Raw genomic sequence first — 14,018 nt, 5'->3', positions numbered from 1 at the left:
GTGGTTGTGGCGCACAGCAGGTAACTCCGAGTCTTCGCCAAACCACTCCCTGTGGTTATGGGTCCCGGATCTACGCGCGCTTTGTGCGCGCTTGTCCGGGACGACAGCGGAGATTGAGACTAGGTGTTAACGAGCCGTCACACCACATCATCCGGCGCCAGCGCGCAGCCATTGTCGGGATGCGTCTCGACTTGAAGCGTGGTGTGGCCGATGCGGAAGGAGGTCTTCAGCAGATGCGCCGTCTCCATCAGGAATGCATCGCCGGCGGAGCCTGCGGGCATGACGAGGTGGCAGGTCAGCGCCGTCTCCGTGGTTGAGATCGGCCAGACATGGAGATCGTGGATCCCTGAGACGCCGGGGCGCGCCAACAGAAACGTCTTGATCGCGTCGAGGTCGGTGCCGCGCGGCGCTGCCGCCATCGACATGTCGATGGAGCCGCGGAGCAGACTGGTCGTGCTCCAGAGGATGGCGGCGCAGATGACGAGGCTGGTGACGGGATCGAGCCAGAGCCAGCCGGTCCAGATGATCAGCGCCGCCGAGACCACGACGCCGAGCGAGACCGCGGCATCGGCCGCCATATGCAGATAGGCGCCTTCGATGTTGATGTCGTCCTTGCGTCCGCGTGCGAACAGCATGGCGGTGAAGCCGTTGACGAGGATACCGATGCCGGCGACCACCATCACTGTGACGCCCGCGATCGGCTCCGGCTCGCGCAGGCGCAGGATCGCTTCCCAGCCGATCGCGCCGGTCGCGACCAGCAGGAACACCGCGTTGGCCAGCGCCGCCAAAATGGTGGAGGCGCGCAGGCCATAGGTGAAGCGGCCGCTTGGCGCGCGCCGGGCCGCGATCGATGCGCCCCAGGCCACGATCAGGCCGAGCACGTCGCTGAGATTATGGCCGGCGTCCGCCAGCAGCGCGGTGGAGTTGCCGAGATAGCCGTAAACGGCTTCCGCCACGACCAGTGCGGTGTTGAGCGTAATGCCGATCGCGAACGCCTTGCCGAAACTGGCGGGCGCATGGACATGCGCGTGGCCAGAACCATGACCATGACTGTGGTCGTGACTATGATCATGCGCGTGGTCGGCATGGTCATGACCGTGATGGTCGTGGCTGCCCAATTCTATCGCTCCCCGGAAGCTGCCAAATCAGGCGCCATTGTAGGCGTTTCGCGCGCGCCGTCACGTCGGAACAGCACGTAGAGCGCCGGCAGCACCAGCAGCGTCAGCACCGTCGAGGAGATGATGCCGCCGATCACGACGGTCGCGAGCGGCCGCTGTACCTCGGCGCCGGCGCCGGTCGCGAGCGCCATCGGCACGAAGCCGAGGGAGGCGACCAGCGCGGTCATCAGCACCGGCCGCAGCCGCGTCAACGCGCCCTCGCGCACGGCATCGGCAACGGGCCGCCCCTCGCGGCGCAGCCGCTCGATGAAGGCGATGATGACGAGGCCGTTGAGCACGGCCACGCCCGACAGCGCGATGAAGCCGACACCGGCGCTGATGGATAAGGGAATGCCGCGCAGCAGCAGCGCTGCGACGCCGCCGGTCAAGGCCAGCGGCACGCCGGAGAACACCAGAGCCGCATCCGCCACCGATCCCATGCCCATGAACAGCAGCAGAAACACCAGCGCGAGCGCCACCGGCACGACGATCGTCAACCGCTTGGTCGCGGAGACCAGTTGCTCGAACTGTCCGCCCCAGCCGATCCAGTAGCCCGGCGGCAGCTTGACCTTCTCCGCGACGGCGGCCTGCGTCTCGGCGACGAAGGAGCGCAGGTCGCGCCCACGGACGTTCGCCATCACCACCACGCGGCGCTTGCCGTTCTCGCGGCTGATCTGGTTGGGGCCGGGCGCGATCTCGATCGTCGCAACGGAGGACAGCGGGACGTAGCGGAGCGCCGTGCCCGACGCACCCGGCCACCCGGTCTTTGTGACGGCCGCAACATCCTCGCCCCGCGGCAGTGGGATCGGCAGCGATTTGATCGCGTCCGGGTTGGCCCGCAGGCTTTCCGGCAGGCGCACCACGATGTCAAAGCGGCGGTCGCCTTCGAACAGCTTTCCGGCCGGCTTGCCACCGATCGCGATCTCGACCAGGTTTTGCACCTCGCTGAGACTGAGGCCGTAGCGCGACAGCGCCTGGCGGTCGAGCTTGACGGTGAGGATCGGCAGGCCCGCAATCTGCTCGGTCTTGACGTCGGCGGCGCCCTCGATGCCGCGCACGACGCCGTTGACCTGCTGCGCGATGCCCGCGAGCAATTCGAGATCGTCGCCGAAGATCTTGACGCCGACGTCGCTGCGGATGCCGGCGATGAGCTCGTTAAAGCGCATCTGGATCGGCTGGGTCATGCCATAGGCCGTGCCGGGCAGGGTGTTGGCGGCACGCTCGATGTCTTCGATCACCTCGTCCTTTGGCTTCTTCGGGTCGGGCCATTCCTCACGCGGCTTCAACGTCACAAAGGTGTCGGCCACATTCGGCGGCATCGGATCGTTGGCGATCTCGGCGGTGCCCATCTTGGAGAAGATCGTCGCCACCTCCGGAACCTGCTTGACCGCCTTCTCCAGCCGGATCTGCATGTCGGCGCTCTGGGTCAGGCTGGTGCCAGGAATCCGGATGGTCTCGATGGTGATGTCGCCTTCGTCGAGGCTCGGGATGAATTCGCCGCCCATGCGTGTTGCTGCGAACAGGCTGCCGGCGACGATGAGGACGGCGCCGAACACCACGCTCCGGCGGTAGCGGATGGTGCGGTCGAGCAGCGGCACGTAGAGCCGCCTGGCCGCCCGCATGAAGATGTTCTCGGTCTCCGAGACCTTGCCGGTGACGAAGATCGCGATCGCGGCCGGAACGAAAGTCACGGACAGCAGCGCTGCGCCGGCGAGCGCCATCAGCACGGTGAGTGCCATCGGCGTGAACATCTTGCCTTCGGTGCCGGTCAGGGTCAGCACCGGCAGATAGACCACCGCGATGATGAGCGTGCCGAACAGGCTCGGCTTGATAACCTCGCTGGCGCCCGCGCGAATGGTCTGGAGCCGCTCCTCCAGCGACAGCAGACGTCCGCGCCGGTTCTGCTCGGCGGCGAGCAGCCGGAGGCAATTCTCGACGATGATGACCGCGCCGTCGACAATGATGCCGAAGTCGATCGCGCCGAGACTCATCAAATTGGCGCTGACCTTGCTTTCGACCATGCCTGATATCGTAAACAACATCGAGAGGGGAATGAGGCAGGTGGTAATCAGCGCAGCGCGGATGTTGCCGAGGATCAGGAACAGGACTGCGATCACCAGTGCTGCGCCTTCGACGAGGTTCTTTTCGACGGTCTGGATGGTCGCTTCCACCAGATGCGTACGGTCGTAGACCGCGCGCGCGATCACGCCTTCGGGCAGCGATTTCGCGATCTCGTTGAGCCGCGCCGCCACGCGCTGGGCCACGGTGCGGCTGTTCTCGCCGATCAGCAGCATGGTGGTGCCGAGCACGGTCTCCTTGCCGTTGGCCGACGCCGCGCCCATGCGGAGCTCGTGCCCCTCCTGCACGTCAGCGACGTCACGGATATGCACCGGCACGCCGCCGCGTGAGCCGATCACGATGTCCTTGATCTCGTCGATATTGGCGACCTGGCCGGGGACACGGACGAGATATTGCTCGCCATTGCGTTCGATATAGCCGGCGCCGACATTGGCGTTGTTGGCGGTCAGCGCGGTCATGATGTCGCGGAAGCCGAGGCGGTAGGCCATCAGCCGGCCGGGGATCGGCAGCACGTGAATTTGCCGCTCATAGCCGCCGATCGAGTTGACTTCGATCACGCCGGGAATGGTGCGCAGTTGCGGCTTGATGATCCAGTCCTGGATGGTGCGTAGTTCCGTCGGCGTGAACTCGAGGCCGGTCGGCGATTTCGCGCCTGGTTTGGCTTCGACCGAGTAGACGTAGATCTCGCCGAGACCGGTCGAGACCGGCCCCATCGCGACTTCGACGCCGGCCGGTAACTGCTCGCGTCCCTGCTGGATGCGCTCGTTGACGAGCTGGCGTGCGAAATAGATATCGGTGCCGTCCTGGAACACGACGGTGACCTGGCTCAGGCCGTAGCGCGAGATCGAGCGGGTGTAGTCGAGCCTGGGCAGGCCGCCCATCGCGGTCTCGATCGGGAAGGTGATGCGCTGCTCGGATTCGAGCGGCGACAGGCCGGGCGCACGCGTGTTGATCTGGACCTGCACGTTGGTGACATCAGGCACAGCGTCGATCGGCAGCCGCGTGAAGTTCCAGGCGCCGAAAGTGCCGACCGCGAGCACGATGAGGATCACCAGCCAACGCTGGCGGATTGAGAAAGAGAGGAGAGCATCAATCATGATCGGCGTCTCCCTTGCCCATCTCCGCCTTCACGACGAAGCTGTTCTCGGCGACGTAGCGTTCGCCTGCCGAAAGGCCTGCGCGGATCTCCACGAATTTTGAATCGGAATCGCCGAGTTCGACGGGTCGAGCCTCGATCTTGTCGTCGTCTTCGCGGACGAATACGACGGTCTTGTTCTCCAGCATCTGGATCGCCCCTGTGCGTACCGCCACTGCAACGGTGCGCTTTCCGAGTACAAGTCGCGCGGTCGCGAACAGGCCCGGACGGAGCCTTCCGTCCGTGTTGGGCAGCACGACACGCGCGAGCGCGGTCTGGGTCTCGCTCGAGCCCACGGGGGCGATATAGGAAATCGCTCCCTTGATCTCGGCGCGGCCGTCGTCTGGGTCGATCAGCACCTCGTCGCCCAGGCGAACGCGCCTCAGGTCCTGCCGGTAGATCGACAGATCGACCCAGATGGTCGAGAGGTCGGCAACGACGAAGGCTGGCTTCTGTTCGGAAACGTATTCGCCGAGCGAAATCTGGCGCTCGATGATGGTGCCGCCGATCGGCGCCTTGAGGTCATAGGCGGTCAGGCTCTGGTTGCTCTCGATCGAGGCAAGCAGATCACCCTTGGCGACGTTGTCGCCGATACGCCTCAGGATCGATTTGGCAACGCCGGGAAAGCGCGGCGTCACCTGCACCACGGCCTCCTGGTTGGCGCGCAAAATGCCGTTGAAGGCGAGCGTGTCGTTCAGCGTGACGCTCTCCGCCTCGGCCAACGCGATGCCGGCGGCAGCGAGCTTGACGTCGCTGATCCGGATTCGGTCTGCCCCGTGTTCGTCCTGCTCGACATGATCATTCGGCTTGTCCGGCTTCTTGTCCGCGGCCTGCTGGGCGGGCGCGACCGTGGCCGGTGCGAGCAGGGAATAGGCGTAAGCGCCGAACGCGGCGGCGATGACTGCCACGACGATGGTGGAGGATGTCTTCATCGTGCGCCCTCCCCGGCGAGCGAGAAGGGATTGCCGACGAGGCCCTCAATGGTCGCAACGCCCGCGTGAAAGTTTTGCAGCGCCTCCTGCTCGCGCAGACGCGCTTGCGCGACGCTCGCCTGGGCGTCGAGCACCTCGAGCAGCGTGAAACGGCCCTGGCCGTAGCCTTGCGAGATCGCGTCCGCAGCTTCAGCCGCCTTGGGGATCGCGATCTCGCGCAGCACGGCAAGCTCACGCAGCGAGCCCTGGAGCGAGTCGTAGGCACGGCCGGCGACCACGATCAGCGTGTTGCGGTTGGCCTCGCGCTCGGCCCTGGTCTTGGCGAGGCTCTCCTGCGCCGAGAGGATGTTGCCCTGGTTCTGGTCGAACACGGGAATTGGGACCGAGACGGTGAGGCGCACCGCGTCGTCATTGGTCTCGTTGAAATGGCGCCAGCCGGCGGCGATCCGAACGTCAGGATAAGGCTTGAGCCGCGCAAGCAGCAGCTCGGCATTGCGCTGGGCATAGACGGCGGTCCAGCGCACCAATTGCGGATTGGCATCGATGGCGGCGATCACCGACTGGAACGTCGGCGGCCGTCCCATGGTATCGAGCCGGCCAGAGACCTCGCCGAATTTCGGCGTCGGCTCGCCCATCAGCACCGCAAGCTCGCGCCGGGCGCTGGCGAGCGTTGCCTTGAAGCGCTCGCGGTCGGCTTTCACCAGCGCAGAGGCGACCTCGGCGCGGCCGGTTTCGGCCGGCGAGGACGCGCCTGCCTCGACGCGGCGGCGCAGCAGCGGCGTCAGCCGGTCGATCGCGGTGATCTGCTCGTCGAAGATCTGGATGCGCCGCTGCGCACCGAGCACGCTCAGGAAGGCAATCGCTGTCTCCGACAGCACTTCGAGCCGGATCGCCTTGCGCTGGATCGCGGCGACTTCGATGCCGGCCGCGCCTGCGGCGATCCGGGCGTCGCGCTTGCCGAACAGCTCAAAGGCCTGGCTGATCTGGAGCGTGGTCTCGGCCGATCTGGTGCCGCGATAGATGCCGGAGCCGAGCGAATTGTCCTGCTCGTAGGACAGTTCCGGATTGAGCAGCGCGCCGGCCTGGATGCGCTGGCCCGTGGCGATGCCGACGTCGCGCTCCGCCGCCGTCAGCCGCGGGCTTGCGGCCAGCGCGCGCGCGAGCGCAGCGCGCATGGTCAGTGTCTGGGCTTCGGACGGCAGCGCAAAGGATGGGCTAATGAGAATAGCCATCGCGCACGCCATGCGCGCGGCTGTTCGCCTGCAAAACATGAGTAGGACCTGTGAAGGAGAATCGATGGGCGCACGCGGCGCCCGGTTGATCCGTTCAGGTCAGACGTTTGGGAGGCGGGGAGTCAGTATCGGGCACGACCCCCGCAAGCACTGTCAGGCGAGGCGGATTCGACGCGGCGACAAGCTCCGACATTGCGTCAGGCAGCAGTAGTTGCGCGAAGACCACCGAGAAACAGCCATGGCAGTGATGGGCCGCCAGCGTCTTGCTATCTGAACTGTCTGCATCTCCAGAAGACGGCCCAGACGCCGCAGCGATCTCCAACTGGCCGAACGGATTGGTCACGTCCAGGCATTGGCAGGTATGTAATACGCCCGACAGCAGATAGGTGATTGCGAGGCACGCAGCCAACAGCCCGCGCCGGTTGCGCAGGCGAAACAGTCGGAACGGGCGGCGGATCGCAGTCACGAAGTCACTCTCGTTGCGTGCCGGGTCGTAGCACGGGACCCGGAACTGTGTCGATCTGCAATAATGTTACGTGTGCGGAACTCATCGTCGCAGCCGCGCGTGGTCATGCGACAGCCACGGGCCCGCAACATGCAGGGGCTACGAGTTCATTCGGCGGCCTCCGAAACCTGCTCCGGCACGACTGCCCCATCGCCTGAACGCAGCCCAAAGCCCTTCACTAGCCCGAAGATCGCGGGGATCACGATCAGCGTCAGCAGCGTCGACGAGATCATGCCGCCAATCATGGGCACGGCGATGCGCTGCATGATCTCCGATCCCGTTCCGCTGCTCCACATGATCGGGAGCAGGCCGGCCATGATCGCAACCACCGTCATCATCTTCGGACGGACGCGTTCGACGGCGCCTTCCATGATGGCCCTGTCGAGATCGTTGCGGGTCAGGGCGCGGCCTGCGCACGCGCAGCGCGCCTTGGCCTCGGAGAGCGCCTGGTTGAGATAGATCAGCATCACCACGCCGGTTTCGGCTGCGACACCTGCGAGCGCGATGAAGCCGACGGCCACCGCGACCGACAGGTTGAAGCCGAGCCACCACATCAGCCACAGCCCGCCGACGAGGGCGAAGGGCAGGGACAGCATCACGATCGCGGTCTCGGTGACCGAGCGAAAGTTGAGATAGAGCAGCAGGAAGATGATCAGCAGCGTGACCGGCACAACGATCTTCAGGCGCGCCGTGGCGCGTTCCAGATATTCGTACTGTCCACTCCAGACCACATAATAACCCGGCGGGAACTGCATGCTCGCCTGCACTGCTTGCTGCGCATCGGCGACGTAGCCGCCGAGATCGCGGTCGCGGATGTCGACATAGATGTAGGTCGCCAGTTGCCCGTTCTCGGTCCGGATCGAGGTCGGCCCGCGCGCCGGCGTCACGCTTGCGACTTCGCCGAGGGGGACGGCGCCGCCGCCCGGCATCGGCACCAGGATGTCGCTGGCGATCGCCTTGGGATTGTCGCGGAGGTCGCGGGGATAGCGCATGTTGACGGTGAAGCGTTGCCGGCCCTCGACTGTCGTCGTCACCGTCTGGCCGCCGAGCGCGGTGGCGATCGTGTCCTGAACGTCCTGCACCATGATGCCGTAGCGCGACAACGCCTCGCGATCCGGCGTGATCTCGAGAAAGTAGCCGCCGAGGCTCCGCTCGGCATAGGCCGAGGAGGTGCCGGGCACCGCCTTGAGCACCTGCTCGATCTGCCGGGCCAGCTTGTCGATTCCGGCAAGATCGGGGCCCATGACCTTGACGCCGACGGGCGTGCGGATTCCGGTCGAGAGCATGTCGATGCGCGCCTTGATCGGCATGGTCCAGGCGTTGGAGACGCCGGGAAACTGGAGCGCCTTGTCCATCTCGGCGATCAGGCTGTCGATCGTCACGCCCGGGCGCCATTCGTCCTTCGGCTTGAGGTCGACGATGGTCTCAAACATCTCAGACGGCGCCGGATCGGTCGCGGTGGCCGCACGACCGGCCTTGCCGTAGACCGACGCAACTTCCGGAAAGGTGCGGATGATGCGGTCCTGGGTCTGCATCAGCTCGGCCGCCTTGGTCACGGAGATGCCGGGCAAGGTCGTCGGCATGTAAAGCAGGGTGCCTTCGTTGAGGTTCGGCATGAACTCCGAGCCGAGCTGACGCGCCGGCCAGATCGACACCACAAGCACACCGAGCGCCAGCACGATCACGAGGAATCGCGCCCGCAGCACGCCGGCGATCACCGGCCGGTAGATCCAGATCAGCAAGCGGTTGAGCGGGTTCTTGTGCTCCGGGATGATCTTGCCGCGAACGAAGATCACCATCAGTGCCGGCACCAGCGTGATCGACAGCAGCGCCGCCGCCGCCATCGCAAAGGTCTTGGTGAAGGCGAGCGGGCTGAACAGCCGGCCCTCCTGCGATTCCAGCGTGAAGATCGGCATGAACGAGACGGTGATGATCAGCAGGCTGAAGAACAGCGCTGGGCCGACCTCGGTGGCGGCCTCGATCAGGATCGCCACCCGCGAACGGCCGGGCCCGACGCGTTCGAGATGCTTGTGCGCGTTCTCGATCATGACGATGGCAGCGTCGATCATGGCGCCGATCGCAATCGCGATGCCGCCGAGACTCATGATGTTGGAGCCGATCCCGAGCAGCTTCATCGCCCCGAACGCCATCAGCACGCCGACCGGGAGCATCAGGATGGCGACCAGCGCGCTGCGGACGTGGAGCAGGAACACGATGCAGACCAGCGCCACCACGATGCTCTCCTCGAGCAGCGTGTGCCTGAGCGTGTCGATCGCAGCCTTGATGAGGTTCGAGCGGTCGTAGACCGGAACGATCTCGACCGATTTCGGCAGGCTGGTTGCGATCTCCTTGAAGCGCTTCTTGACGTTCTCGATGACGTCGAGCGCGTTCATGCCGAAGCGCTGGAGCACGATACCGCTTGCCACCTCGCCCTCGCCGTTGAGCTCGGCGATGCCGCGCCGCTCGTCGGGCCCGAGCTCGACACGGGCGACGTCGCGCAGCTTGACCGGCGTTCCGTTGTCGGTCTTCAGCACGATGTTGCCGAGATCGTCGATGCTCTTGAGATAGCCCTTGCCGCGGATGACATACTCGAATTCTGAGAGCTCGACGGTGCGGCCGCCGACGTCGGCATTGCTGGCGCGGATGGCGTCGCGCATCTTCGCCATGGTGATGCCGAGATCGCGCATGCGCTGCGGATCGAGGATGACGTTGTACTGCCTGACGAAGCCGCCGACGCTGGCGATCTCTGCAACGCCCTCCGCCCTGGCGAGGGCGAACTTCAGGTTCCAGTCCTGGATCGTCCTGGTCTCCGCAAGGTTCAACTCCTTGGACGTCACCGCATATTGGTAGACCCAGCCGACGCCGGTAGCGTCCGGGCCGATCGTCGGCGTGACGCCGGCGGGGAGCCGCGCGGCAGCGCCATTGAGAAATTCAAGCACGCGCGAGCGGGCCCAGTAGATGTCGGTGCCGTCCTCGAAGATGACGTAGACGAAGGAGACGCCGAAAAAGGAGAAGCCGCGCACCACCTTCGACTTCGGCACCGTCAGCATGGCGGTGGCGAGGGGATAGGTGACCTGGTCCTCGATCACCTGCGGCGCCTGTCCCTGATATTCGGTGTAGACGATGACCTGGGTGTCGGAGAGATCGGGAATGGCGTCCAGCGGCAAATGGAGCAACGCATAGAGGCCGGCGGCGGCCGCGAAGCCGGTGCCGAACAGCACCAGCAGCAGGTTGCGTGCCGACCAGGCGATGATGCGCGCGATCATGGCTTGGCTCCAATCGTCTTGTCGCTGGCGCTATTAGTTCCTTGCGCGTGACCGGATTCAGAGAACCCCTTGAGTGCGGCTTTCAGGTTGCTTTCGGCGTCGATCAGGAAGTTGGCGGAGGTGACGACCGCTTCTCCCTCGGCAAGACCCTGTCGGATCTCGACGTAACCGCCGCCGCGCCGGCCGAGTTTGACCTCGCGTGTTTCGAAGCGGCCCTGGCCTTTGTCGATGAGAACGGCCTGCCGGCTGCCGGTGTCGAGCACCGCGCTCTCGGCAACCGTGACGACCGATGTCGGATTGCCGGTATCGATCTCGGCATCGACATACATGTCGGGAAGCAGTGCAGAATCGGCGTTGGCGAGCTCAATTCGCACCCGAGCGGTGCGCGTCTCCTTGTTCACCTGCGGATAGATGACACTGATCCGGCCGTCAAAATCCCGGCCGGGATAGCTGCGCGCCCGTATCGTCACGGGTTGGCCGACGGCGATACTGCCGAGGTCGCGCTCGGCGACGTCGACCGTGGCCCACACCACCGCGATGTCGGCGATACGAAACAGCACGTCTCCGGGCTGGGCGCGCATGCCTTCGATCGCGTTGCGCTGGAGCACGATACCGGCACGCGGGGACGACCATTGGATTGTGATCGGTACCGAATGACTTTTCTCCATCTCGGCGATGATGGGTTCGGGGACGTCGAGATTGACGAGCCGCTGCCGGGAGCCCCGGCCATAGGGCTCGATGCCTGCGGTCGCCTTCGAGGTGATGGTCGCGAGATACTCGGCCGCCGCGGACGACACCGCCGGACTATAGATATCCATCAGCGGCTGCCCTTTTGCCACGCGGCTGCCAGTGGTGACGTCTGCGACCTTCTGCACAAAGCTTTCGGCGCGCATGGCGACCACCGAGATGCGCCGCTCGTCGAGCTGGATCGTGCCGGGCGCGCGTACCAGCGTCCGGAGCCGGCGCAATTCGGCCGGCTCGGATTTGACCCCGGTACGCTGGATCTTGCCGGGCGACAGCCGGACCGAGCCGTCGTCGCTGTCCTCGCCTTCGTAGACGGGGATGTAGTCCATCCCCATCGAATCCTTCTTCGGTGCCGGCGACGTATCGGGCAGGCCCATCGGGTTGCGGTAATATTTGATCTTGCGATCGCCCTTGGTCTCGGCCGCGTTCATCTCCGACGGCGAGCCCGGCTCATCGAAGCTGATATCGGCGCTCGCGGGGACACCGCGATAGTCTCGGTCGTCCGGCGTTTTCTTTGGCGTCGACGAATAGAACGGCTTGCCGTCCGGGTCCTGATAGTAGATCGGGGCATTTATGTCCGCTGCGTTCGCAGTGGATATAAATTCGCTGACGTCCGGCTGTCGCGACATGGCGCCGGCGGCGAATAGCGCGACACCTGCCGCTGCGATCATCGCAGCGGCAGTGCTCACAAGGCTGGCGCGGTTCATTTCTCGGCCGTGACGACGAGTTTGTTTTCGACCGTCTCGGTTTCGCCCTGCACCTTGGCGCCGAGCGAGAGCTGCCAGCGCCCGGCCATGCCGAAGGTCGCCTTGAAACGATAGGTGCCGGGTTCGGTGCCCGGCATCGGCGTGACCTTGGTGGTCATCTCCTGCATGCCGTCCGGCGCCATGTCGAGCCGGCTGGCGAAGATCACCGCATCCGGCACCGCCTTGCCCGTGGTCTTGTCGACCAGTCGCACTGTCAAGATGCGATCGGCTCCGGCCTTGATGGTCGGTTGAACGAGCTGGAATTCGTAGTTCTTGATTTCGGCATGCGCGGTGCCCGCAACGGCAGCACCGATCAGCGCGGCCATAGCGGCGCGCGCGACGTTGGACGTCTTCATGATTTCAATTCCTCGATGGGTCTGATGGGGCCGCCAGGACTGCACGCCACAGGGCGTGACGCGCGGCAAGACGGCAGGCAGCGATGCGCGCGTCGGCTCCGACGCGCACATTCATCAGGCGCGTCAGCGCCGGTCAGACCAGGGTTCGAGGCGGATGGTCGGGAGGCTTGGCGCCGAGCCCGTCGATCAGGCGATCATCGCTCAGCGTGAGCGAATTGTGCTGGGCGTGGCGCTCGATCAGGGCCATGGCGCCGGACGGGGCGGGCAGGGAGATGCTGAGCAGGCACAGCGCCACGAACGGGCACGACCCGCAATCCTTGATCCCGGTTTGGTCCGGGCAGCAGGGCATGTCGTCAGCCATGGCCTGAGTGCCATCCGACAGGGCTTGCAGGTCACCGGACATTCCCGGCATATCGTGCGAGGCGCCCGAAGCAGGTCCGGCAAGCGCAGGGGTTGCCAGCGGTGCGAGCAGAAGCCCGGACGCGACCAGCAGCACCACCACAGCGTTGGCGAACCGTTTCAGAAGCATCGATTATTGTCGCACGTTACCGCGGAACCCGCAAATTGGCTCACTATCACGATTTGGCCATGGACGGGACATCACCGGCTTTCTCTGGGGGAGAGATCGTTAACGACAATCAAATCACCAGCGCGCCAGGCGTTCTGTCCCGCACGCGCATCTGGCGGACGGTGCGCCGCGCTAAAAGCCTCGTGACGGTGCGATCGAGGATTTGGGGCCGCCCACATAGCGTGTGGCCGAAGCGTCAATGTCGCGCGGTGCGGACATCGCGGGCGAGATGGCCGTTCCAGCTGCGGCGAAAGCATCGTGCGCTGGATGTTGGGTGGTGCGGGCATGATACGACCCGGAGCCGACCTCATTCGGCCAGTATCGTTGATCGGAAATCGTCGTGCCTGCATTGGCAGTTGCCGACGCCATCAGCGATGCGAGGACGGAAAACGCAAGAACGGGCTTGGTGAACCGCGTAGACATTGTTGGCTCCTTGTTCGTCGAAGCGCGCTCCGCGCGGCCTCTGAAAACGAGTTCGGAGCTTTTCGTCATCGGGTTACATCCTCACGCCAAGGTGAAGCGAGGCGCGAAACCACCGCGATGGTCCCGATCGCGGCGGTTAATAAGTTGTCCATGCGAGGGAAATCAATCCCGCCTTGCAATGAGAGCAGCCAGCGCCTTCAGGCCACGATGGATGCTGATCTTCACGTTCGATTCCGACATGCCATAACGTGTGGCGGTCTCGGACACGGTTTTGCCCTCGAGCTTCACGGACTCGATCGCGAGCCGCATCTGTGTTGGAAGCCGGTCGAGCAATGTGGCCATATCGCGCGTGCATTCGCGGGCAACGTGATCATCGGCGGCTATCAGGTCGTGATATTCGTCGATTGGCACCTCGCGTACCGATGCCCTACCACGGCGAAGGTGGTCGATGAGCTTGTAGCGCGCGATGGCGTGAAGCCAGGGTGTGAACAGCGCATCGGGATCGTAGGTGTGACGCTTGAGGTGAATGGCCAGCAGGGTTTCCTGCACCAGATCTTCCGCTTCCTCGACGCCGCGCCCGGCCATCGTCAGTTTGCGCTTATGGTAGGCGCGCAGGCGCGGAGCTAGCCTGGAGAGAAGCGTGCGGTAGGCGGCCGGGTCGCCACAATGGCTGCGCAACACCAAGGCCTTGAACTCGGTTTCCTGGGATTGCGTCATGCCTTGTCGACCTCCAGGCGGAGGTGTGTTCCACGGCAGTGACGGCACGCGACGTTCAACGTCGTCATGACGTAGTTCCTCGATAGTGTCTGATGGGGACGGCACGAGACGGCGCGCGCTGCCTTCAGCCGCGCGTCTCCAGTCCGGCGCGGATGCGC

At 65.0% G+C, this 14,018-nt stretch carries 11 protein-coding genes; all 11 read right to left on the bottom strand.

The window, feature by feature from the left end:
• Positions 1 to 137: 137 nt before the first annotated feature.
• The gene (locus UP06_RS13850; protein ID WP_045003132.1) at positions 138 to 1,118 is read right to left on the bottom strand and encodes a cation diffusion facilitator family transporter; all 981 of its coding nucleotides are present in this window, start codon (positions 1,116 to 1,118) and stop codon (positions 138 to 140) included.
• A 2-nt stretch (positions 1,119 to 1,120) separates the two neighbouring features.
• Positions 1,121 to 4,333 carry an efflux RND transporter permease subunit gene (locus UP06_RS13845; protein ID WP_045003131.1) on the bottom strand — a complete coding sequence of 1,071 codons (3,213 nt, stop codon included), beginning with the start codon at positions 4,331 to 4,333 and terminating at the stop codon, positions 1,121 to 1,123.
• Positions 4,326 to 5,303, bottom strand: a complete 978-nt coding sequence (gene ihpB / locus UP06_RS13840) for a divalent metal ion exporter adaptor subunit IhpB (RefSeq protein ID WP_045003130.1) — start codon at positions 5,301 to 5,303, stop codon at positions 4,326 to 4,328. Before ihpB ends, UP06_RS13845 begins: the two co-directional genes overlap by 8 nt.
• Positions 5,300 to 6,574 carry a divalent metal ion exporter subunit IhpA gene (ihpA, locus tag UP06_RS13835; protein WP_045003129.1) on the bottom strand — a complete coding sequence of 425 codons (1,275 nt, stop codon included), beginning with the start codon at positions 6,572 to 6,574 and terminating at the stop codon, positions 5,300 to 5,302. The genes ihpB and ihpA overlap by 4 nt, the downstream gene beginning before the upstream one ends.
• A 55-nt stretch (positions 6,575 to 6,629) precedes the next feature.
• Positions 6,630 to 7,001 carry a hypothetical protein gene (locus UP06_RS39845; protein ID WP_082078723.1) on the bottom strand — a complete coding sequence of 124 codons (372 nt, stop codon included), beginning with the start codon at positions 6,999 to 7,001 and terminating at the stop codon, positions 6,630 to 6,632.
• Between the two features lie 146 nt (positions 7,002 to 7,147).
• Entirely contained in the window at positions 7,148 to 10,306 is a 3,159-nt protein-coding gene (locus tag UP06_RS13830; RefSeq protein ID WP_045003128.1) for an efflux RND transporter permease subunit, read from the bottom strand.
• Positions 10,303 to 11,757: an efflux RND transporter periplasmic adaptor subunit gene (locus UP06_RS13825; protein WP_045003127.1), complete on the bottom strand. Its 1,455-nt coding sequence runs from the start codon at positions 11,755 to 11,757 to the stop codon at positions 10,303 to 10,305. The genes UP06_RS13830 and UP06_RS13825 overlap by 4 nt, the downstream gene beginning before the upstream one ends.
• A complete protein-coding gene (locus UP06_RS13820; protein ID WP_045003126.1) occupies positions 11,754 to 12,152 on the bottom strand; it encodes a FixH family protein in 399 nt (132 codons plus the stop codon). The genes UP06_RS13825 and UP06_RS13820 overlap by 4 nt, the downstream gene beginning before the upstream one ends.
• 133 nt (positions 12,153 to 12,285) lie before the next feature.
• Positions 12,286 to 12,681 carry a hypothetical protein gene (locus UP06_RS13815; RefSeq protein ID WP_045003125.1) on the bottom strand — a complete coding sequence of 132 codons (396 nt, stop codon included), beginning with the start codon at positions 12,679 to 12,681 and terminating at the stop codon, positions 12,286 to 12,288.
• 171 nt (positions 12,682 to 12,852) lie between these two features.
• A complete protein-coding gene (locus UP06_RS13810) occupies positions 12,853 to 13,143 on the bottom strand; it encodes a hypothetical protein (protein ID WP_045003216.1) in 291 nt (96 codons plus the stop codon).
• Positions 13,144 to 13,305: 162 nt separating this feature from the next.
• Positions 13,306 to 13,860, bottom strand: a complete 555-nt coding sequence (locus tag UP06_RS13805) for a sigma-70 family RNA polymerase sigma factor (RefSeq protein ID WP_045003124.1) — start codon at positions 13,858 to 13,860, stop codon at positions 13,306 to 13,308.
• Positions 13,861 to 14,018: the final 158 nt, after the last annotated feature.

It is taken from the genome of Bradyrhizobium sp. LTSP857 (assembly GCF_000938285.1).
Lineage (GTDB): Bacteria > Pseudomonadota > Alphaproteobacteria > Rhizobiales > Xanthobacteraceae > Bradyrhizobium.
Note: the sequence above shows the minus strand (reverse complement) of the source record. Positions and strands in the feature narration are given on the sequence as shown.

Coding starts and splice junctions, on each gene's coding strand:
- UP06_RS13845 (WP_045003131.1), bottom strand. CDS start 4,333: ATGATTGATGCTCTCCTCTCTTTCTCAATCCGCCAGCGTTGGCTGGTG.
- ihpB (WP_045003130.1), bottom strand. CDS start 5,303: ATGAAGACATCCTCCACCATCGTCGTGGCAGTCATCGCCGCCGCGTTC.
- ihpA (WP_045003129.1), bottom strand. CDS start 6,574: ATGTTTTGCAGGCGAACAGCCGCGCGCATGGCGTGCGCGATGGCTATT.
- UP06_RS13830 (WP_045003128.1), bottom strand. CDS start 10,306: ATGATCGCGCGCATCATCGCCTGGTCGGCACGCAACCTGCTGCTGGTG.
- UP06_RS13825 (WP_045003127.1), bottom strand. CDS start 11,757: ATGAACCGCGCCAGCCTTGTGAGCACTGCCGCTGCGATGATCGCAGCG.
- UP06_RS13820 (WP_045003126.1), bottom strand. CDS start 12,152: ATGAAGACGTCCAACGTCGCGCGCGCCGCTATGGCCGCGCTGATCGGT.
- UP06_RS13815 (WP_045003125.1), bottom strand. CDS start 12,681: ATGCTTCTGAAACGGTTCGCCAACGCTGTGGTGGTGCTGCTGGTCGCG.
- UP06_RS13810 (WP_045003216.1), bottom strand. CDS start 13,143: ATGTCTACGCGGTTCACCAAGCCCGTTCTTGCGTTTTCCGTCCTCGCA.
- UP06_RS13805 (WP_045003124.1), bottom strand. CDS start 13,860: ATGACGCAATCCCAGGAAACCGAGTTCAAGGCCTTGGTGTTGCGCAGC.